The sequence below is a fragment of the Streptomyces sp. CA-142005 genome (assembly GCF_050942335.1).
GTDB lineage: Bacteria > Actinomycetota > Actinomycetes > Streptomycetales > Streptomycetaceae > Streptomyces.
Genome location: NZ_CP192078.1, coordinates 3769586 through 3791299 on the forward strand (window position 1 = coordinate 3769586; position 21714 = coordinate 3791299).

Genomic DNA, 21714 nt, shown 5'->3' on the forward strand with positions numbered 1-21714 from the left:
GGGGCCGGTCACCCGGACCGGCCCCACACCCCGGGCGTCAGCCCTCGTCGGTGGCGTCCGAAGGCGCGGCGACCGTGGTGGTCTTCTTCGCCGTCGACTTCGCGGCGGCCGTCTTGGCCGCCTTCTTGGCCGTGGTCTTCTTGGCGGCCGTCTTCTTGGCCGCGGTCTTCTTCACCGCGGTCTTCTTGGCGGCGGCCTTCTTCGCCGTGGCCTTCTTGGCGGTCTTGCGGGCCGCCTTCTTGGCCGGAGCCGTCGCCTCGGCCACCTCCTCGGCCGTGACCTCGCCGGCCGGAGCCTCCTCCGCCGCGGCCGACGGGAGGACCACGACGGCCGCCTCCTCGGACGCGGTCGGCGCGCCGACCTTGCGCACGGCACGGCGCCGCGGGCGGGCCGGGGCGGCGGGCTCGGCGGCCTCGGGCGCCTCCTCGGCGGCGACCGGAGCCGGGGCCGCTTCGGCAGGCGCCTCCGCGGCAGGCTCGGCCACCGGCTCGGCGACGGTCACCACGGCCGCCTCGGCCCCCGCCGGGGGACCGGCCGGCGCCGACACCTTCCGGGTCGCACGACGGCGCGTACGGCCCTTGGGCGCGGCCTCCTCGGCGGCCTCGGCCTGCGGCGCCGGGACCACCTGGTCCTCGACGGCCGCGGGCTCGGCCAGGGCCTCGGCGGCCGGCTCCTGCCGCACCGGACGCTCCGCCGCCTCTTCGGCGGTGACGTCCTGCGCGGTCGGCGCCTCGGCGGCCACGGCGGCCTCGGTCTTCGGGGCCTCCGCACGGCGGGCGCCGGCCTTCGGCGCACCCGCCGGAGCAGAGGCCCGGCGGCTCGCCCGGCGCCGCGTACGGCCACGGCCGGCCGCGGCCTCCGCCTCGGCGACGGAGCTGTACAGCTCCTCGTCCGGCGCGAACTCGGGGGCCGGCAGGGCGACCGGCTCGGCGGCCTCGGCGGCCACCTCGACGGCGGTCTCCACCTCGGGCTCGACGGCCTCGCCGGTCTCCACGGCCACGGCGGCGGTCTCGTGCACGTGCTCGGGCACCTCGCCGCCCCGGCCGCGCTTCTTGCGCTTGCCGCCACCGCCGCCGGCGGACACCGGCTGCTCCATGTGCACGATGACACCGCGGCCGTTGCAGTGGACGCAGGTCTCGGAGAAGGACTCCAGCAGGCCCTGGCCGACCCGCTTGCGGGTCATCTGCACCAGGCCCAGCGAGGTCACCTCGGCCACCTGGTGCTTCGTACGGTCGCGGCCCAGGCACTCCAGCAGGCGGCGCAGCACCAGGTCGCGGTTGGACTCCAGGACCATGTCGATGAAGTCGATGACGACGATGCCGCCGAGGTCGCGCAGCCGCAGCTGGCGCACGATCTCCTCGGCCGCCTCCAGGTTGTTCCTGGTGACCGTCTCCTCCAGGTTGCCGCCCTGGCCGGTGAACTTGCCGGTGTTGACATCGATCACGACCATGGCCTCGGTCTTGTCGATCACCAGCGAACCGCCGCTGGGCAGCCAGACCTTGCGGTCGAGCGCCTTGGCGAGCTGCTCGTCGATCCGGTAGGTGGCGAAGACGTCGACCTCGGACGTCCACTTCGACAGCCGGCCGGCGAGGTCCGGGGCCACGTGGGAGACGTAGCCGTGGACGGTCTCCCAGGCGTCGTCACCGCTGACGATGACCTTGGAGAAGTCCTCGTTGAAGATGTCGCGCACGACCCGGACGGTCATGTCCGGCTCGCCGTACAGCAGCGTCGGGGCGTTGCCGTTCTTCGACTTCTTCTGGATCTCCTCCCACTGCGCCTGCAGCCGCTCGACGTCCCGGCGCAGTTCCTCCTCGCTCGCGCCCTCGGCGGCGGTGCGCACGATGACGCCCGCGTCCTCGGGGACGATCTTCTTGAGGATGGTCTTCAGCCGGGCCCGCTCGGTGTCGGGCAGCTTGCGGCTGATGCCGGTCATCGAGCCCTCGGGGACGTACACGAGGTAGCGGCCCGGGAGGGAGACCTGGCTGGTCAGACGGGCGCCCTTGTGCCCGATCGGGTCCTTGGTGACCTGCACGAGGACCGACTGCCCGGACTTCAGCGCGGACTCGATGCGGCGCGGGCCGTTGGCCATGCCCAGCGCCTCGAAGTTGACCTCGCCGGCGTACAGGACGGCGTTGCGGCCCTTGCCGATGTCGATGAAGGCGGCCTCCATCGACGGCAGCACGTTCTGCACCTTGCCCAGGTAGACGTTGCCGACGTACGAGGTCGACTGCTCCTTGTTGACGTAGTGCTCGACGAGCACGCCGTCCTCCAGGACGCCGATCTGCGTGCGCTCGCCGTGCTGGCGCACGACCATCACGCGCTCGACGGCCTCGCGGCGGGCCAGGAACTCGGCCTCGGTGATGATCGGGACACGGCGGCGCCCCTGCTCACGGCCTTCCCGGCGGCGCTGCTTCTTGGCCTCCAGACGGGTCGAGCCCTTGATGGACTGCACCTCGTCGGAGGGCTCGGCGGGTTTGCGGGGCTCGCGGACCTTGACGACCGTGCGCTCCGGGTCGCCCTCGCCGGGCTCGGTGTCGACGCCGGTGTCACCGGCGCGGCGGCGACGGCGACGACGGCGACGGCTGCTGGAGCTGGAGACACCGCCCTCCTCGTGGGCCTCCTCGGCGTCCTCTTCCTCCTGCTCGGCGGTGTCCTCGGCGTCCTGAGCGGCCTGCTCGGCGGCCAGTTCCTCGGCCTCGCCCTCGGCGCCCTCGCCCTCGGCGGCCTCACCGCGACGGCGACGCCGGCCGCCACGACGGCGACGGCGACGCGAACCGGCCTCCTCGAAGCCCTCGGCGCCCTCCGTCTCCTCGGCCTCCTCGGCCTCCTCGCCCTCGGCGACGGCTTCGGCGGACTCCTCCGGCTCCTCCTCCGCGGCGGCCTCGGCGGCCCGGGTCTCCTCGGCGACGGCACCCCGGCGGCGACGGCGGCGGCGCGTACCGGTCTCGGCGCGCTCCTCCGTGTACTCCTCGGCCTCCTCGGCCTCCTCCGGCTCCTGCGGCTCGGCGGCCCCGGCGGCGGCCTCGGCGGCAGCGCGCTCCGGGGTCTGGAACCTCGGCTCGGTGAACACCGGCGGCTGGAAGACGGCGACGGCCGGCCGGGCGGGCCGGCGCGCGGCCTCGGCCTCGGGGGCCTCCGTCTCGGCCTCCGGGGCGGGCTGCGTGTGCTGCGGTTCGGAGAAGCCGAACGCGGGGCGCACGACCCGGCGCCGGGTACGACGCGGACCGGCCTCCTCGGCGGGGGCCTGCGGCTCGGCGGCCTGCGGCGCCTCGGCGGCGGGGGCGGGCTCGGTGGTGTGCGTGGTGACGGGGGCCTCCGGGGTCTGGGCGCCGGTGCCGGTCTCGGCGGCCTCGGCCGCGGCGGACTCGGCGATGTCGGTGGCGGGCGCGGACACCCGGCGGGTGGACCGGCGACGGGTACGGCGCGGGGCCGCCTCCTCGGCGACCGGTACCTGGTCGGCCTCCGCGGTCTCCTCCGCCTCCGCGGCGACCGGGGCGGGGACGGCTTCGGCGGCGGGCGCCTCCTCGGCGGCCTTCGGCGCACCGGCGGGCGCCGAGGCACGGCGGGCGACCCGGCGACGCGGACGACCGGTAGCAGCGGCCTCCTCGGCGGCGGTACCGATCACCTCGGCCTCGGGGGCTTCGGCAGCGGCGGCCGGGACCTCGGCGGCAACGGGCTCGGCGGCGGACTCGGCCGCCTTCGGCGCGCCGGCGGGTGCGGACGCGCGGCGGGTCGCACGGCGGCGCGGACGCGCGGGAGCGGCCTCCTCCGCGGCGGGCGCCTCGGCGGCGGGCTGCTCCGGGGCCTTCTCGGCCTCGTCGGCGGTGGACGCGGCACCGGCCGGGACCACGGTCTCGGCGGTCTCGGCGGCGGCCGGGGACCCGGCGGGCGCGGCGGCACGACGGGCGACCCGGCGACGCGGACGGGCGGCAGCGGCGGCCTCCTCGGCAGCGGGCGCCTCGACGACCGCCTCCTCCTGAGCCTTCTCGGCCTCGTCGGCGGCGGACGCGGCACCGGCCGGGACCACGGTCTCGGCGGTCTCGGCGTTCTCGGCGGCGGCCGGGGACCCGGCGGGCGCGGCGGCACGACGGGCGACCCGGCGACGCGGACGACCGGTGGCAGCGGCCTCTTCAGCGGCGGCGGGGGCCTCAGCGGCCTCCTCAGCCGCAGCGGTCTCATCGGCACCGGCGGCGACGGCGGCCGGCGCGGCGACACTGCGCGTGGCACGGCGGCGGACGCGGCGCGGCGCGGCCTCCTCGCCGGAGAGGACCTCGCCGCCCTCGGCGACGGCGGGCTTCTCGGTCTCGGTGGCGGACGCGGCCGGAACGACGGTCTCGACGGCCTCGGCGGACGCCGGCGCCCCGGCGGGCGCGGACGCGCGGCGCGTGGCGCGGCGGCGCGGACGACCGGGCGCAGGCTCCTCGGCAGCGGGTGCCGGGACGGCCTCGGCCGCTTCGGCCTGCGCCTCGGCGCTCTGCGCACCGGCCTCTTCGGCCTCGATCGCCGCTACGGCCTCTTCGGTGCCCTCGGCCTCGAAGGCCTCGGAAGCCTCGGCGGTCTCAAGGACCTCGGCTACCTCCGCGGCTTCCGCGGCCGGTATGGCCGGCACGGTCACCTCGGCGGGAGCCTCGGCCGCGGCGGGCGGGCCCGCCGGGCGGGAGGCGGCACGGCGACGCCTGCGCGGCGGCAGGGTGTCGCTGGGGGTGTTCAGTTCAGAACCCTCGTTGGGTTCGGTCGGCTCGAGCATGCGGGCGTTTCTCCCGTCAGGCCCCCGGGCGCCGCGCCTGGTCCGGCGGCGGTCCGAAAAGACCGTCCGCCGCTGACGTCCACGGCCCGCGCGATGCGCGATGGCCGCCGTCCGGGGCGCGGGCGCCGCACGGGAGCACTCTGTGTCCTGTCTCGCCGGTTCCGTACGCCTTGTCGGTACGGCCTGGCGAAAGTCTTCTGGTCGGTGCGCTGCCCGACCCAGGTGGCTCCCGAGTACGAGGGCGGCGCTACGACGTCCGTCCCTACGCGGGACCTTCCGGCGTCGGCGCCGTCGCGGCGGCGGCCGGTGCGGCCGTCAGGGCCTCGGCTGCCTCGCGGTCGGGCGCGAGCGGGTCGGTCACCGTGCCGGTCTCTTCATCGAACAGCCCCTGCGCCAGCCTGGTCACCGCTGCGGGGACCGGCGGCGCCAGGTCGGCCACGGCGCGGAGACCGGACAGGACGTCGTCGGGTCGTACGGCAGGCGTCACGTGCCGAACAACCAGCCGCAGTATCGCACAGGGCTGGTCGGTAGGCCTATCAGCCGGTGAACCGTGCGTTTCCAGGCTCACCACGGCCGGGCGTGCGTCGAAGGTGCGGACGCCGTTCTTGGTCATCCGCTGGACCTCGACGGTCTCGGCCCGGTTGAACGCGTCGACCGCGCGCTCGGCGTCGGCCGGGTCGACGCCGTCCAGCCGCAGCTCCCAGACGGAGGCCGTCAGCCGGTCGGCGAGGCCCGAGGTCCGCGCCTCGACCGCCTCGACGACGTCGAGCCCGGCGGGCATCGACTCGTCGAGGAGGACACGCAGGGTCTCCGGGTCGCGCGCCGCGGTGAGCGCGATCTCCAGGTATTCCGCCTCACTGCCCGTGCCGGTGGGTGCGGCATTGGCGTACGACACCTTCGGGTGCGGCGTGAACCCGGCCGAGTACGCCATGGGCACCTCGGCGCGGCGCAGCGCACGCTCGAAGGCGCGCTGGAAGTCTCGGTGGCTGGTGAACCTCAGGCGGCCGCGCTTGGTGTAGCGCAGTCGGATGCGCTGCACCGCGGGTGCGGGCGGCGGGCCTTCGGGCTGTCGCTTGCCCAGTGTCCTAGTCCTTCGTGAGTGCGGTCGTACTGCTACCAAGAGTACGTGTCGCGGGCCCGTGAGGTTCCCGCCGGTTCGACTCGGCCGGCTGCCGGGGCTCGCCGAACAGCATCCGCCGGAAGTCGGCGCGAGCCTGCCGTACCGTGTCGCGGGCGCCCGCGAGGGCCTCCCGGACGGCCCGGCCCACCACGCGCGCGCCCTCGGCGACGGGCCGCAGGACGGCGTCCCGGACGAGGTGGCCGACCGGGGTGAGGACGGTCCGGTACACCCGGCGCAGCGGCTCCACGAAGATCCACCGGAAGAGGGTGCCGAGCGCGCGGCCCACGGCCCGCGAGATCCGTCCGGCGATCCGCCAGGCGTGCCCGAGGGCGTCGCCGACCTCGCGCGCCAGGACGGCGAGGAACCGGCCGACCGGCCCGAGGACCCAGCGCCACAACGCGAGGGCGGGCAGGACGAAGAGGACGCGCAGGGTCCAGTACAGGGCGACTCCGATGCCGGTGCCGAGCACGCCGAGGAGCCACCCCAGGCCTCGTACACACCAGGCGACGGCCCATCCGACGGGCGTGAGGACCCGGTCGCACAGCCATCGCGCGGGGACGACGAGCAGATTCCGGACCAGCCAGGCGACGGCCGTGTACACGCCGACGCCCACGGCGGCGAGGACCGCGCCGGCGCCCCTCAGCAGCCAGGTGACCGCATGCCCGATCGGGCGGAGCACGCGCGCGTACGCACAGCTGAGCCCGGCTCCCACCCCGCGCGCCAGCCAGGCGACGGCCTGCCCGACGGGCGTGAGGACGTACCGGTACAGCCACAGGGCCGGTACGACGACGAGGACGGTGCCGAGCCATGCCAGCGCCGTGCCGACGGGGACCAGCACGTAGCGCCACAGGCCCACGAACGGCCACACGAACAGGGCCCTTCCGGCCCACTGCAGTGCCCGGCCGAGCGGCCTGAGCACGGTGTCCCGCAGAAACCTTCCGGTGACGACGAGGGCGTCCCACGCCATGCGCACCGGCACCACCAGCACCAGGACGACGATCCGCAGGGGCACGCGGATCGCGACGGTGAGGCAGCCTTCCGGCTGCCGGGGCCGGGGAGGCGGCTTGCCGAGTTCCATACCGGGGTAGACGCCGGCGCCGCCCGTTCGGATCCGGCGATCCGGCGATCCGGCGCATCCCGCTAGAGCACCCGCGCCTTGTACCGCTCCGGATAGCGGTGCGTGAACTTCACCGCCCCCACCAACAGGGCGATGGGGACGACCCAGTTGAACCAGTCGTCCTGGGACGGGAAGCGGATGGCCAGCCAGGTCGAGACCGTCATCAGGGCGAAGGCCGCGCCCCACACGGTCGTCAGCACTCGGTTGATGTGCCGGAAGACCGGCGAGTCCCACACCTCACGGGGGGACGACTCCCGGGCGTACTGCGCGGTGAAGGGGTCGGCGAGCAGCGATCCGAGCGCGACGACGGCCACCAGACCGTTGGAGATGACCTGGGCGTACGTCTCCACCCAGAGGAGCTGCCCGCGGACCACGGCCAGCCCGAGGACCGACAGGACGGCGAAGAACACGATGCCGGTCACGTCGAGGAGCCGGAGCCTTCCGCGCAGGAGGTCCTGTCCCGACAGCACGATCGAGGCGATCAGCGCGGCGAGGGCCGCGTACTCCCAGGTACTGGGACTGGCGACCACGCCGAAGATGATCCAGGGCGCGAACGACAGGAACACGCTCCCGGTACCGACGGGCTTCCTGACCGGCGCCTTCGTTGCCGTCTGCTGAGCCATGGGAGTCCCTCCCGTCAGCCTGCCACCACCCCGCCCCTCGTCCTCATCGTGCCGCCGCCCGTCCCGAAGGGCACCCGGAAGACCGGATGCCCCATCGCCCCGGACGAACTGGCGGTGTCCTCGTAAGGGCTCCGGTCAGGGAAGCGCTAGGGGTGGGGCGCAGGGCGAGGAGGGCGATGTCGTCGGTGCTGTCGGCGCCGAATTCGATGATCAGTTCGTCGCAGAAGACGTCGAGGGGGATCCTGTGCCTGTTCGGCGGTGTGCAGGCGGAGTCGGATCATGGCGTCGTCGAGGGATTCTCCCCCTCGTTCGATGAGGCCGTCGGTGAAGAGCAGCAGGGTGGAGTGGGGTGGCAGCCGATCGCGGGCGGAGGCGCGGCGCAGGCCGGCATCCAGGCCGATCAGCGGGCCGCTGCCCGCCTCCAGGTAGTGGGTGTCACCCTCTCGGATGGTCAGCAGGGGCGGCAGGTGGCCGGCGGAGGAGTGGTGCAGGCTGCTCCCCCGGTCTTCGTCGCCCTTGATCACGGCGTAGACGCAGGTGGCCGTGGGCTGGGGGTCGAGGGTCTGGCTCGCGAGTTCCGGGCGGCGCAGGACCTCGCCGGGCGGTTCCTGACGGTCGACGGCGATACCGCGCAGCATGTTGCGCAGCGTGCTCATGGAGACGGCGGCCTGGAGGTCATGGCCGGACACGTCGCCGATGACCAGCGCGATGTCGCCGCTGGGCAGGAGGAAGGCGTCGTACCAGTCCCCGCCGACCTCGGCAGTCGTACTGGAGGGGAGGTAGCGGGCGGCCAGCTCCAGATGGTCGACCTGGGGCAGCAGGGCGCGCTGGAGCTGTTCGGCGTTGGAGTTGGTGTACTGGTGCAGACAGGCGTTGTCCACCCCGAGCGCGATGGCGCGGACCAGTTCCGCGATCAGCGGGATGTCGTCCTTGGTCAAGGGGCGCCCGTCCCGGACGCGGACCATGGTCAGGGCGCCGATGACTTCCCGTTGGGCCCGCAGCGGAGCGATGACGGCACTGTTTCCGCCGAGCTGCTCCACCAGCCCGAGTTGCCGGGCGTCCAGCGCGCTCCGCGGCCGGCTGCGTGGCGGGATGTCGGTGACCAGCAGGGGCCCGCGCCGCGCAGCACCCGGGGCAGGGACACCCGGTGGGTCCCCGACAGCGGAGGGAGGCTGCCGAAGTGCTCTTCGGGGATCCGCACACGGGGATCGCGGTGCACGATGCACACCCGCTCCACCCGCCCGCGCTCGCCGACGAGGTCGACCGCGCACCAGTCCGCCAGCTGCCGGGTCAGCACATGGCACGCCCGGCGCAGACCCTCGTCCGGATCGAGGGTGCCGGCCAGCGCTCGGCCGGCGTCGGCGAACAGGGTCAGCTCCGGCGCCGCCCTGTCGAAGCGTGCTCTCGTGACCTTCTTCGTGGTGGTCGGCAGGTGCACCGGGCCCGGCGACGGCCGCGTCGCGTACCCGCCGTCCTGCTCGGCGCGTGGCGGGGCGGGGAGAGTCGTCGCGATGAGCTGGGCGACGAACACGGTGCGCCCGTCGACCGCCTCCCGGGTCTGGATGTCCAGGCGGATGGGGATCAGCCGGCCGTCCCGGTGCAGTGCGGGAACCGGTATGGGCGGGGGGCTCGCCGGTCAGCAGCTCGGCGGTGTCCACCAGATCCGGTGCGACACCGTCCAGCACCGAGCGTACGAAGCGCCGGGCCACGGCGGCGTTCTCCGGCGCCGGAGACAGGCGTCGCGACGGCACCCCGGGAGGAATGGGGCTGCCCAGACCGGCCGGGTGCCCGGAAACCCCTGCACGAAAAGGGCAGAAGCCGCTGTCCAGGCCGGTCAGGGACCGTTGTTCTGCTGCAGGCCCTGCTCGGTCCAGATCGTCTTGCCGGTGCGGGTGTAGCGAGTGCCCCAGTGGTTGGTCATCTGGGCGATGATGAACAGGCCGCGGCCTCCCTCGTCATCGCTCGCGGCGTGCCGCAGATTGGGCGAGGTGTGCCCGGTGTCGGAGACCTCGCAGATCAGGGCCCGGTCGCGGATCAGGCGTACCTGGATCGGGCCGCCGACATAGCGGATGGCGTTGGTGACCAGTTCGCTGACGATCAGCTCGGTGGTGAACGCCAGGTCGCCCAGTCCCCAGTCGCCGAGCTGCTTGCTGACGGCGGTGCGGACGGTGGCCACCGCCGCCGGGTCCGGGACCACCGCCCACTCGGCGTACTGGTTCCGGTCGAGCAGGCGGGTGCGGACCATGAGGAGTGTCGCGTCCACGTCCACCGCCCCGGGCAGCAGGGTGGTCACGGCCCGGTCGCACAGCGCCTCCAAGGACGCCTCACCGTCGGCCAGGAGGCGGGAGAGCCGCGCGAGCCCGGCGTCGCGGTCGTCGGCCGACTGCAGGAGGCCGTCCGTGAAGAGGGCGACGAGGCTGCCCGGCAGGAGGTCCAGTTCCGTGCTCTGGTAGGGCAGGCCGGCGGTTCCCAGCGGCGGTCCTGCCGGCAGCTCCGGGTAGTCGACGGCGCCGGTGTGCGGCTGGACGACCGCCAGCACCTGCTCTCCGGCCCGCGCGACGCTGCACTTCCCGGAGAAGGGCTCGTACACCGCGTACAGGCAGCTCACGCTCAGGACCGGGTCGGCGTGCGGCCGCGGGTGGTCCGGGTCCGGGCCGGCCGCGCCCTCGTGCGCGGTCTGCTCGAACAGGTCGGCCAGGCGGGACAGGACCTCGTCCGGGGTCAGGTCCAGCCGGGCCAGAACACGCACCCCCGTACGCAGGCGCCCCATGGTGGCCGCGGCGCGCAGGCCATGGCCGAGCACGTCCCCGACGACCAGGCCGACCCGGGTCCCCGACAGGGGGATGACGTCGTACCAGTCGCCGCCCACCCCCGACCCGCTGTCCGCGGGCAGGTAGCGGCTCGCCGAGTCGACGGCGGCGTGCCTCGGCAGGCAGCGCGGAAGCATGCTGCGCTGCAGTTTGAGGGCCACGCTGTGGCCACGGGTGACCATCGGCATCAGCAGCAGACCGATCAGCAGGGCGCCCAGGCCGAGGACGGTGACCCCGCCCGTCCTGCCGATGAGCGGCAGGTCGACGGCGGTCGTGCCGTACCCGGGGTCGGCGTAGACCACGAAGGCGGCGTACAGGAACAGCGAGGCCATCATCAGCCCGCCGAGCCCCGGCAGTACGCCCCTGAAGACGAGGTTTCTGGCGCTGCGGGTCAGGACCTTGCGGTAGTGCCAGACGCAGGCGAAGCCGGTCACCCCGTACTGGAACGCGATCGCGAGACCGACCGAGTCGATCGAGTCGGCCAGGATGTTGTGGCTGACCGACGACAGCAGGACGAACAGGACGAGGGAGGCCGCTCCCATGCCGAGGGTCCCCCAGGTCGGGGTGAGGAACCTGCGGTGGACCCGGGCGAGCCGGGAGGGAAGCGCCTTGTGGACCGCCATGGAGAAGACGGTCCGGGCCAGGGGCAGGATGGTGGTCTCCGCGGAGGCCAGCGCCGAGGTCAGCACCATGAGGATCAGCAGTCTCGACAGCAGCAGCCCCGTGCCGTGACTCCCGAACACGGCCGCCCCCAGCCCGGACAGCACGTCGTCCGAGTTGTGGGTGTTGCCGAGCCCGACGCCCGAGGTGCCGACGCCCGCGAAGGCCTGGGCCGAGGTGGACACGAGCGCGTACATGATCAGCAGCAGCACGGTGGAGATGACCGCGGCACGCCCGGGGATGCGCGCGCTGTCGACGGTTTCCTCGTTGACCGCGAACGACGTGTCCCAGCCCCAGTAGATGAAGACCCCCGCGAGAAGGCCCGCGGTCAGGGCCCTCACCGAGGGCACCTCGAAGGGGTTGAACCAGGAGGCCGCGACGTGGATCGCCGTCGCGGGTGGGTCGGTGTAGACCCTGACCAGCGCGGCGACGGCGAAAAGGACCAGCATCGCCACTTCCAGGCACAGCAGCCAGCGCTGGACGGCCGCCGAGACCTCGATGCCGACGTAGCAGATCGCGGTCAGCACGGCGATCCAGACGATGCCGGCGAGCGTGGTGCACAGCCGGTTGTCCGCCAGTCCGTCCAGGCCCACCAGGCGGAAGCCGTAGGCGGCGGCGATCGCGGCGAGGTTCGCCATGACGATGATGTTGGCGACGATGAGGCCCCAGCCGCCCATCCATCCGGTGCGCGGTCCGAAGGCGCGGGTGGCCCAGGTGAAGGTGGTGCCGCAGTCGGCGTTGCTCGCGTTGAGCTCCCGGAAGGCGTACGCCACCAGCAGCATCGGTACGAACGCCAGCATCGTGATGATCGGGGCCTGCAGTCCGACCCCGGCCACGATGATGCCCAGCGTGGCGGCCAGGCTGTACGCCGGGCCGGTGGAGGCAAGGCCCATGGCCACCGAGGAGAAGGTGCCCAACGCGTTGTTCTTGAGCCCTTTCCGGCCGACCCCCGTCCCGGGAGCGGGGCGGCCGTCGAGCACGGCGCCGTCGAAGTGCCTCACACTTGATTCCAACGCCGGGCCGCTCCCCTCCGCAACAGCGCGGCGGCGGCCGCCGGGGTTCGGTTTCACGGGCCCGCACGTCCGGGTGGGTGAAAGCAACGGGGCATGTCCTGGAACCCCGCGCTCTCACACGCTCAGCGTGATCGCGGCGGCGACGCCTCCGAGCCCCAGAGCGAACGCGGCTTCGGGCCAGCCGCCGGCGCCCCAGGGGAAGAACCGGTCGACGGCCAGCCGGCCCGGGCCGGTCGCGGCGATGGAAAGGGCGACGACGGCGATGGCGACGCTGTACTCGACGCCGCCGTGGACCTCCCACAGTCCGTGGGCCCCGGTGACGGTCGCCATGGCGTTGATCATCGTGCCGATGAGGGCCGCGGCCGCGAGCGGCGTGAACAGTCCGACGGCCAGGCCGAGGCCACCGAGGAACTCGGAGAGACCGCCGATCACCGCGAAGACCTTCCCCGGGTGGTAGCCGAGCTGGGCGAACCCCTTGCCGGTGGCCGTCAGCCCCTGCCCCCCGAACAGGCCGAAGAGCTTCTGAGCGCCGTGTCCGGCCATGAACAGCCCGAACGTCAGCCTGATGAGCAGGAGTCCCCAGTCGCCGGCGGACAGCCACTGCGCGGGCTCCCGCCGTGTCGCGGATCGGGTGGCGGCCGAACGCCCACCCGAGTTGTCCTTCGTCATCTGAGTGCTCCGGTACGGAGGGCCGAATCGGGCGTTGCACACCGGCCTGAACAGGCATCGGCTCACCGGTCGGCGGTGAGGAACCCACACTCCCCGGCAGGGTGCGTACCGCCCCTACCGATGCTTCCGCACCAGCAACCACTCCGCACATCGGATGACCGGCCGGCAACCGACGTTCCGCCTCCCGGGTCTCCTGCTCACCCGCGCAGGGCGGAGGCGGGGGCGACGGCCAGGCGGGCGTAGCAGGCCGAAGGTCAGCCCACAGACCATCAGGAGTGCCCGGTGAGAGGCAGGGACCTCAGGACAGCGGGACGCCGGCGATCGCGATGCGCTCCATCACTCGACGCTGGGGGTAGTAGTCGTTGACGGCGTAGTGCTGGACGGCGATGTTGTCCCAGACCGCGATCGAGTCGGGCTGCCAGCGGAACCGCACCTGGAGCTCGGGAACGCGCGCCTGCAGGCCGAGTTCGTGGAGCAGTTCCCGGCTCTCGTCCTCGGGCAGTCCGACGATGCGGGTGGTGAACGGCTCGTTGACGTACAGGGTCCTGCGCCCGGTGCGCGGGTGCCGCACGACGACCGGGTGCTCCACCGGAGGCAGGAACACGCGCAGCGCCTCGATCTGCTGCGGGGTCATGAACGTGCCCCAGCTGGGCTCCCAGTCGTGTACGGCGGTGAGGCCCTCGATGCGCTGCTTCATCGCGTCGCCGAGGTTGTCGTAGGCGGCGCCCATGTCGGCCCACATGGTGTCGCCGCCGGCCGACGGGACCTCGACCGCGCGGAGTATCGAGCCCAGGGCGGGCGCGGCCATGAACGAGTGGTCGCTGTGCCAGATGTTCTCCTGGCCGATGGCCGTCGCGTCCTTCGCCAGCCGTGAGACGCCGACGGTGTCGCCCTGGGGGAAGAACGGATTCGGCTCCGGCTCCCCCCACACCGCGGCCAGGGCCAGGTGGGCTTCGGCGCCGAAGTCGTGCTGGTCCCGGAAGAAGATCACCTTCCATTCGAGCAGCGCCTGCCGCAGTTCCTCGGCGAGTTCCTCGCCGATCGGCCGGGACAGGTCCACGCCGCCGATCTCCGCACCGATGTGCGGAGTCATCGGCGCGATCCGCAGCAGCCGGTACTCGGCCGGCTCCGTACCGGGCGCGGTCCGCTCCAGGACACGCCGGCCGAAGTGGATCAGCGGCTTTTCCAGGAGCGGGTTCTTGTCGGCTCGGGTGGTCTCCATGCGGTCCTCCACGGTCGCATCAGAAAATCGTTACGCGCAGTATCGATATTTCACGAGGCCTCGGCAAGAGCTTCCCCATGACCATTTCGCCGCGCCCCCACCAGCCTGCAGCCGCACCCCGGATGAGTCGGCCGGAACAGCAGGCCTTCCGAATTCACGGCGAACGACCCTTGCCGTCTCACCGACCCGTATCGATACTGCACGTAACGATTCCCGGCCGCCGCGACCGACGGCCTAACCGGTGCGCCCTGATCCGCCGGCGCCCTCTCCCCATGTCGACGGTCGCGGTGACCACGGTCGCCGAAATCGTCCCGGCCCGCCGACGCGGCGGCGCCCTCGGCCTGATGAACGCCGTCGTCACCACGGGCGGACTGATCGCCCCCGCGCTGACGGGATACCTGGTCGACACCCAGGGCAGGACCGGCTACCAGCACGCGGTGCTCCTCGCGGCCGCACTGCTCACGCTGGGAGGCGCAGCCGCTGTGACACTGATCCACCCGGCCCGCGACGCTCGGCGCCTGGCCCCATGACGAACGGTCCTCAGGTACCCGGGTGACCGACCGCCCGGACGAGCAGATCCACCAGGTCCTCCACGAAGTGCGCGTTGGGCAGTTCGCGCTCCGCCAGCAGGCGGTACACCAGCGGCGCCGCCACCAGCGTGGCGGCCGACCGGATGTCGACCTCGGGCCGCACCTCCCCACGGGCGATGCCCCGCTGGAGGATGCGGCGCGTCTCGGCCATCAACCGCTCCGTGTAGTCCACGTACTCCCCGCGGGGCCCGCCCGCCTCGGCGGCCGAGGCCATCAGTTCCGTCAGCAGCCGCGCCGTACCCGGCAGCCGGTACGCCGCCAAGCGCGCCGTCAGCACCTCGCGCAGCTCGGCCCTGACATCACCCAGGTCCGGCACCGACAGCGGGCCGATACGCGACTCCGCCGCCGCGATGATCAAGGCCTGCTTGGACGGCCAGCGCCGGTAGATGGCGGGCTTGCTCACCCCGGCGCGCGCGGCGACGGCATCCATCGTCACCGCCTTCACGCCCTGCTCGGTCACGATCTCGATCACCGCCTCGAGCGTGTCGTCCGTGACCCGCTCCTGCCGCGGCCGCCCCGGCCCCCGCTCGGCCCTCTGTGTCTGTGCCCCGACCATGCTCCGAGAATACGGGGGCGCGGCAAGCGCCCCCATCGTGATCGGCAGGGCGAGGCCCCGGGCGCCCGACAACCGGGACGTGTGCCTGGAAGAGGATGGCTGGAACCCACTCCACCTCTACCGGAGGCCCTCAACCACCCGTTCGAGGGCCTACCTCACGTCAGTGCGCGCCGGTCGGGCCGATCGGCTCTGCCGGCACCCCGTCCCAGGTGAACCGGTAGCGATTCCACTCCCGGTCGAAGGTGAGACCGATGTCGACACCGGCAATGCCGTAGTTCTGCCGAAGGCACTCCACGACGGCAGCGGCGGCGGCTTCCTCCTGGTAGTCGGTCAGCAGGGGGACGTCCCAGTCGTCGACCCGCACCAGCAGGGCATCGGCTCCCCCGCTGAGGAGGTCGAGGCTCACCTACGCCGCGGTCTACCTCGCCTTCTGGCACCAACTCGCCACGGGCGACGAGTTCGTCGGCGACCCCACCGCCCGTACAGCCTGGTACGCCCTGTACATCACGGTCGGCGCCCTCCTCCTCTGGTATCGCGTGCTCACCCCGGTGCGGCTCAACCTCCGGCACCGCATGCGGGTCGAGTCGGTCGTGCAGGAGGCGCCGGGTGTGGTCTCCGTGCTGATCCGGGGTCGGCGGCTGCACCGGCTGGGCGCCGAGGCGGGGCAGTTCTTCCGCTGGCGGTTCCTCACCAGGGGGCTACGGTGGAGCGCCAACCCGTACTCGCTCTCGGCCCCGCCCCGCCCGGACCTGCTGCGGATCACCGTCAAGGCCGTCGGCGGGCACAGCGCGGCGCTCGCCAGGCTGCGGCCGGGCACGCGCGTGTGGGCGGAAGGCCCGTACGGGGCGATGACCGCGGCCCGCCGCAGCCGCGGCAAGGTACTGCTGCTCGCGGGCGGCGCCGGCATCACACCCCTGCGGGCCCTGTTCGAGACTCTGCCCGGCGCACCCGGCGACCTGACGCTCCTCTACAGGGCCCGCACGGCCGAGGAACTGGCGTTGCGGGACGAGTTGGAGGAGATCGCGGACGAACGCGGGGCCCAGCTGCTGTACGCGGTCAACAGCCCGGACGGGCGACGACCCGCGATCACCGCGAGGATGCTTCGCAGGATCCTGCCGGACATCGCCCGTCACGACGTGTACCTGTGCGGTCCTCCGGGACTGGCCGAGGAGTCCTACGCCGCACTCCGCGAGGCAGGGGTCCCGCACCGCCGCATCCACCACGAGTCCTTCGAGTTCTGAGGCGGAGCTGTGACACTCCATACCCCTGACGCGCTGGGGGTCTCATGAGGAAGAGGCATCCGTTCCGTCACGCGCTGCTGGCCACCGTCGGCACCGTCTCCGGCATTGTGCTGCTGCTCGCGCTCAAGCCGCCCACTGACCCCTCGCCGGCACAGGCCGAGCCCGCGATGACGTCGAAGGCCGCCGTGTCCCCGTCCCCGTCGGTGTCCTCGCACTCCGTGTCCTCGCACTCCGTGTCCGCGTCACCGTCGCCGTCGAAGACACCGAAGAAGCAGCACACCGCGTTCTCTTCCCCCTCCACGAGTACGTCGCACGCGACATCGGCCGCCCCCACGAGAACCAGCAGCGCTCCCTCCGCCCCGAAGACCACCTCGGCCGCCGCCACCACTCGTACCGTCACCGGCGCCACGGCCCAGACGAAGTACGGCCCGGTCCAGGTGCGGATCACCCTCACCGGCAGCAAGATCACCGGGGCCAACGCCGTCCAGTCTCCCGACGAGACGGCGCGCAGCAAGGACATCAACTCCACGGCCGTCCCCAAGCTCAATCAGGAGACGCTGCAGGCGCAGAGCGCGGACATCGACACGGTGTCCGGCGCCACGTACACCAGCGCGGGCTACAAGCAGTCCCTGCAGAGTGCCCTGGACCGGGCCGGCGCCTGAGCCGGGCAGCGCACTCAGCGGAGTGGCCGCCGCGGCGGCCCCGAGCCAGGCCGTCGGTGCGCTCGGCCTGGACAGACCACCGCTCATGGGCCCGGTAACGGCGCGCCGACAGCCCACCAGTGCCGCGCGTTCAGCGACCCGCACGGTCCGGGCAGAGGAACGCCTTCGCATGTCCCGCCGACGCGGTCTGCCGGGTGGGTGTCTAGCGCAAGATCCGGAAAGTCATTACCATGCGCACGATCCGGCCACAGTCGGATCGGTCAGACGATCTTCCCTGGAAGAGCGGGAGCACACTCAGCGGCGAGAGCCCCGTTCACCCCTAGGAGGGAATGGTGTCGCAGCCCCTTAAGCCCTCAAGTCGCCTCACTGGCTGGTTTCCATCGGCCACCACTACAGTGCGTGTCCAATCCGGTTGAGCACTGTTGATCCCTCAGAGGGAAGTAGTTCACGCCGCGGCAGGGAGATCTAGTGAAAGACGTCGGGTCGGTGCGAACTACCGCATTCCGGGAAGATGAGCCCGATTCCGGCGCCTTCCAGGCCAGCGCGAGCAGCGTGCAGGCGGGCTTCTACTCCTGGGAGATCGCCACAGGCGAGGTGAGCTGCGATCCGCTCACCCTCGCGCTGCACGGCATGCCCGAGAACGGCCCGTCGGACATCTCGAGCTTCCTGGCCTCCGTGCACGAGTCCGATCTGGCCGATGTGCGCGATGCCTTGGGTCTGATAGCGGAGTCCTGCGGCAACTACCAGATCGAGTACCGCGTCAGTTCCAAGGACGGCCGGCACCGGTCCCTGGAAGCCCGGGGCCGCGTCCTGCCCGGCGCCGACGGGCTACCGGCCCGCATGGTCGGAGTGGTCATGGACACCACGGCCGTCCATGAACGCCACGAGGCGGAGAAGCGGCGGTTGTACGAGCGCGCCACCCGCGACCGCTGGATGCGGGAGCTGACCTCGGCTCTGGCCGCCGCGGTGACGGTCAAGGACATCATGACCGCTGCACAGGCAGGATTGCGTACGTTCGGAGCGGACGCGCTGGCGGTGGTGGCCCCGGAGGGAAACCGGTTGACCGTCGTCGCCTCGTGCGCCGACGTCGAGCAAGATGAGGACTCCCTGCGAGTCCTCGACGCCACGGCCCGCACACTCGTGGAGGAGTCACTCGATTGCAGGGCGCCCATTCTCATCGGCTCCGCGGACGCACTGATCGCCGGTCATCCGCACCTGGCGCCGCTCGCGCATTCGGCCGCGCAGGCGTGGGCGGCACTGCCGGTCACGGACTCGCGCGGCCGCGTCAGTTCCTGCCTCGTCAGTTTCCCCGAGCCGCAGGAATTCCTGCCTGAGGAGCGGGCCCTCCTGGTCGCCGCCATGGGACTGCTCGCCCAGTCACTGGAGCGAGCCGGCATGTACGAGTCGGAGCACGCACTCGCCACTGAGCTCCAGCGTGGCATGCTGCCGCGCGGACCGCTCACGGTGCCGGGTGTGACCATCGCCGCCCGCTACCAAGCCGCCACCTCCGGCATGTGGATCGGAGGCGACTGGTACGACGCCATCAGCCTGCCCGACGGCGGCGTGGCTCTGGTCATAGGAGATGTGCAGGGACACAGCGTTCACGCCGCATCTCTCATGGGGCGGCTGCGTACCGCCGTACACGCCTACGCGAACGAAGGACACGCGCCCGCGGCCGTCCTCGAACGCACCAACCGCCTGCTGGCCGAACTGAACGCCGACCCGGACAGGGCGCTGTTCGCCACATGCTGCTACATGGCACTCAACCCCCTCGACGGAACGCTCCGGGTGTGCCGGGCGGGTCATCCGGCTCCAGCGCTGATCACGCCCCGCAAGCCGCCGCGCCTCCTGGAGGTCCCCGGCGGTCTCCCTCTGGGAATCGACCGGGAGCAGCGGTACCCCACCGCCCGCCTGCGCATCGCCCCGGGCAGCGTGCTCGCGCTGACCACCGACGGACTGCTCGAGGCCGTGAACAAGGACATCGATCAGGGCACCGAGAGGTTTCTTCGAGGTCTGCAAGGCGCCCCCACGGCAGACCTGGAGACTCTTGTCGACGACCTCCTCGACGGTACGCAGAAGGCTCATGGCCTGGGCGACGACGTCGCCCTGCTCCTGGCTCGTCTGAACCGGCCCGGCCACCGCAGCTGACCCGGCCCATACCCCGCCTGTTCACAACAGGTCCGGATCGCTGGACACTTGTATCAGCCGCCAACCGAATTCGCCCGGTCTGCGGTGCCGCCCCGCGCAGGGAAATGAGCGCCGCCCGAAACGAGACCTCTGTCGAACGCCGTGAGCAGGCAGGGTAATTTACGTCGGTGGCTAGGGCTGCCCGGTCATGCTCCATGCCGGCCTTGGGCATGCAGCATCGCCAATGTCGCTGGATGTCGCGAATGGCAGAGAACTACCGAGAAGCGAGCTGACGTATGGACAAATTCCGGATTCCGGACCTCCATATACCCGTACCGGCAGCGCTCAATCCGGAACTACAGGAGGCCACGGCGGCCGCTGAGGCGTGGCTGGACGAGTTCGGCCTGGTGCCCACCGAGGAGGCACGCCGACACGTGCACCGCACCCGCGTGGACCGGCTCACTGCGTGGCTGTGCCCGAACGCCTCACGGGAGGCGCTGACGCTGATCACCCAGTGGAACGCATGGCTGTTCCAGTTGGACGACCAGTTCGATGACGACCCGGTGCGCGGTTACCAGCCCGAGCGGTGGCGGGAGGCGTTCGGGCCGCTGTTCGCCGTCTTCGACGGAACCGTTGCGGCCGGGCGACTGGCGCGCTCCCTGGCCGATCTGTGGCGCCGTACGACGGCTGTCCGCTCTTCCGCATGGCAGCGACGATTCATCCCGCACCTGTTGTGGTATTTCGACAGCTACCGGGCCGATATGATCCATCGGGAGGAAGGGCGCGTACCCGGCCTGCAGCAATATCTCGCCCACCGCCGCGCCTCGTTCGCGTTCGACGCCGTTCTGGACCTGATGGAAATGGGTACCGGCGTCGACCTGTCCGACCAACTGCATGCGAACCCGGCCTTCGCGGACATGCGAGAGGCGGTGATCTACGCGAATGCCTGCATCAACGATCTGTACTCGCTACCCAAAGAACTCGCGCATGACTATGCGTTCAACGCCGTCACGGTGATCTGCCATCATCACCGGTGCAGCCTCCAGGAGGCGGTGGAGCGAGTGGCAGTGATGCAGGCCGGATATGTCCAGCGCATCCTCGATCTCGAACAGGTCCTACCCGAACGGCTGACGCGTTCCGGCCTCGTCGACGACGTCGTCGACGAGGCGCTGCGCTGCGTCAGGGACTTCCACGCGCTCACCGCCGGGAACGTCGCCTGGTCGAAGGAGACCGGGCGGTATGCCGAGATAGAGGCCAAACCGACCTACCTGGCGGACCTGTTCATTCCGTAGGACCCGACGGTCACCCCGCGGCCGCTCCACAGGGCGCGCAGGCGTGCCGCGCTGAGACATCGGTCGGATGGAAAGTTCCGCGCACGCCTCTTGACCACTGATACCTACCGGTCAGTACGCTCACGCCACCCTCGATGACACCGGTGTCCTCTCTCCCGTGCGGCTACGGCGACCGGCCCCTCGGCATGCCGCCGCACGCCTGTAGGCACAGTTCCCGTGACCCGGGAAACGCCCCAGCGCTGTCCTTTCCCAGAATGCGCCGTCGAGCGCTGTCCCGAACCCCACCCGAGAGTCCGTCGTGAACAGAACCCTTGCGAGCGTAGCCGTCGCCGCGGCTGGCGCCCTTTTCGCCGTACAGGCCGCCCTTCCCGCCCAGGCGTCAAGCAGTTCCACCTTCAACTCGACCAGCAACCCCATCCTGTTCGTCCACGGCTACACCGGTGACGCCAGCAACTGGAACACCATGGCGGGCCGCTTCAGAACCGACGGCTGGCCGTCCTCGTACCTCGACCAGTGGTCCTACGACTGGCGCCAGTCGAATGCCACGACCGCCCAGCAGCTGTCCACCGAAGTCGACCGTCTCCTCACGGCCACCGGCGCCAGCAAAGTCGACATCGTCAGCCATTCCATGGGAGGGCTTTCCTCGCGCTACTACCTCAAGAACTTCGGCGGGACCTCCAAGGTCGACGCCTGGGTGTCACTGGGCGGACCGAACCACGGCACCGACAGCGCCAATAGCTGCTTCGACACCTCCTGCACCGAGATGCGTATCGGCTCCAGCTTCCTCGCCGCCCTCAACTCCGGCGACGAGACACCAGGCTCATCCCGTTACGCCACCTGGTGGTCGCCCTGCGACACGGTGATCAACCCCGACAGCTCCGTCTCCCTGACCGGCGCGGACAACACCCAGACCGCCTGCCTCAGCCACACCGACCTGCTCACCGACGCGACGGTCTACGCCCAGACCCGGGACATGATCAATCATTGACCGCTCCCCCCTGCCGGCAGGGGCCGCTCACCGCGGCCCCTGCTACCGTCTCCAGCGCCGGCACAACAGTCCACCCGCGGCACGGTGACCGTGAGCAGCTCGCGGTCTTCACCCAAGGGCTCGCAGCCATCCTCGAGGTGACCGAGGCGGAGCAACTGTTGGATATCCCCGGCTACCTGCTGCGGACCCCCTACCAGCGGATTGACCGGAGGGGTCCCGCTGCAGTACTACGCCGTTGACGCCGCCATCTAGCTGACAAGCCTGCAGGGGGCGGTCG

General features: G+C 71.9%; 15 protein-coding genes and 1 pseudogene. 6 read left to right on the forward strand and 10 right to left on the reverse strand.

The window, feature by feature from the left end:
• Positions 1-37 precede the first annotated feature (37 nt).
• The 8 genes from ACQPXS_RS17805 to ACQPXS_RS17840 all read right to left on the reverse strand — a co-directional run bounded on the left by ACQPXS_RS17805 (position 38) and on the right by ACQPXS_RS17840 (position 13981).
• Complete coding sequence (locus ACQPXS_RS17805; RefSeq protein ID WP_433450294.1) at positions 38-4747, reverse strand: Rne/Rng family ribonuclease; 4710 nt, start codon at positions 4745-4747, stop codon at positions 38-40.
• Positions 4748-5009: 262 nt separating this feature from the next.
• Positions 5010-5786, reverse strand: a complete 777-nt coding sequence (locus tag ACQPXS_RS17810; protein WP_351797768.1) for a TIGR03936 family radical SAM-associated protein — start codon at positions 5784-5786, stop codon at positions 5010-5012.
• Positions 5787-5832: 46 nt separating this feature from the next.
• The gene (locus ACQPXS_RS17815; protein WP_433450296.1) at positions 5833-6945 is read right to left on the reverse strand and encodes a hypothetical protein; all 1113 of its coding nucleotides are present in this window, start codon (positions 6943-6945) and stop codon (positions 5833-5835) included.
• Between the two features lie 62 nt (positions 6946-7007).
• Positions 7008-7607: a hypothetical protein gene (locus ACQPXS_RS17820; RefSeq protein WP_433450297.1), complete on the reverse strand. Its 600-nt coding sequence runs from the start codon at positions 7605-7607 to the stop codon at positions 7008-7010.
• A gap of 146 nt (positions 7608-7753) precedes the next feature.
• The gene (locus ACQPXS_RS17825) at positions 7754-9358 is read right to left on the reverse strand and encodes a PP2C family protein-serine/threonine phosphatase (protein ID WP_433450298.1); all 1605 of its coding nucleotides are present in this window, start codon (positions 9356-9358) and stop codon (positions 7754-7756) included.
• An 83-nt stretch (positions 9359-9441) separates the two neighbouring features.
• Positions 9442-12078: an amino acid permease gene (locus ACQPXS_RS17830; protein WP_433450299.1), complete on the reverse strand. Its 2637-nt coding sequence runs from the start codon at positions 12076-12078 to the stop codon at positions 9442-9444.
• 126 nt (positions 12079-12204) lie between these two features.
• Positions 12205-12759, reverse strand: coding sequence for a DoxX family protein (locus ACQPXS_RS17835; protein ID WP_433450300.1), 555 nt, complete (start codon positions 12757-12759; stop codon positions 12205-12207).
• 298 nt (positions 12760-13057) lie between these two features.
• Positions 13058-13981, reverse strand: coding sequence for a TauD/TfdA dioxygenase family protein (locus tag ACQPXS_RS17840; protein ID WP_433450301.1), 924 nt, complete (start codon positions 13979-13981; stop codon positions 13058-13060).
• 272 nt (positions 13982-14253) lie between these two features.
• On the opposite strand from ACQPXS_RS17840, the gene ACQPXS_RS17845 reads away from it, so the two are divergent.
• On the forward strand, positions 14254-14511 hold the full coding sequence (locus ACQPXS_RS17845) for an MFS transporter (protein WP_433450302.1): 258 nt from the start codon (positions 14254-14256) through the stop codon (positions 14509-14511).
• A 10-nt stretch (positions 14512-14521) separates the two neighbouring features.
• Here ACQPXS_RS17845 and ACQPXS_RS17850 read toward each other — a convergent pair whose 3' ends face one another.
• Together ACQPXS_RS17850 and ACQPXS_RS17855 are read right to left on the reverse strand one after the other, a co-directional pair.
• Positions 14522-15127: a TetR/AcrR family transcriptional regulator gene (locus tag ACQPXS_RS17850; protein WP_356317870.1), complete on the reverse strand. Its 606-nt coding sequence runs from the start codon at positions 15125-15127 to the stop codon at positions 14522-14524.
• Positions 15128-15287: 160 nt separating this feature from the next.
• Positions 15288-15533, reverse strand: a complete 246-nt coding sequence (locus tag ACQPXS_RS17855) for a hypothetical protein (RefSeq protein WP_433450304.1) — start codon at positions 15531-15533, stop codon at positions 15288-15290.
• On the opposite strand from ACQPXS_RS17855, the pseudogene ACQPXS_RS17860 reads away from it, so the two are divergent.
• The 5 genes and pseudogenes from ACQPXS_RS17860 to ACQPXS_RS17880 form a co-directional block, all read left to right on the forward strand.
• Positions 15529-16368: pseudogene (locus ACQPXS_RS17860) on the forward strand (ferredoxin reductase family protein); the annotation flags it as partial. The gene ACQPXS_RS17855 and the pseudogene ACQPXS_RS17860 sit on opposite strands and share 5 nt — an antisense overlap.
• Before the next feature lie 44 nt (positions 16369-16412).
• Positions 16413-17030, forward strand: coding sequence for an FMN-binding protein (locus ACQPXS_RS17865; RefSeq protein WP_433450305.1), 618 nt, complete (start codon positions 16413-16415; stop codon positions 17028-17030).
• 486 nt (positions 17031-17516) lie between these two features.
• Positions 17517-19178: a SpoIIE family protein phosphatase gene (locus ACQPXS_RS17870; RefSeq protein WP_433450307.1), complete on the forward strand. Its 1662-nt coding sequence runs from the start codon at positions 17517-17519 to the stop codon at positions 19176-19178.
• A 275-nt stretch (positions 19179-19453) separates the two neighbouring features.
• Positions 19454-20449, forward strand: coding sequence for a terpene synthase family protein (locus ACQPXS_RS17875; protein ID WP_356317861.1), 996 nt, complete (start codon positions 19454-19456; stop codon positions 20447-20449).
• 298 nt (positions 20450-20747) lie between these two features.
• Positions 20748-21437, forward strand: a complete 690-nt coding sequence (locus tag ACQPXS_RS17880; RefSeq protein WP_433450308.1) for an esterase/lipase family protein — start codon at positions 20748-20750, stop codon at positions 21435-21437.
• Positions 21438-21714 lie beyond the last annotated feature (277 nt).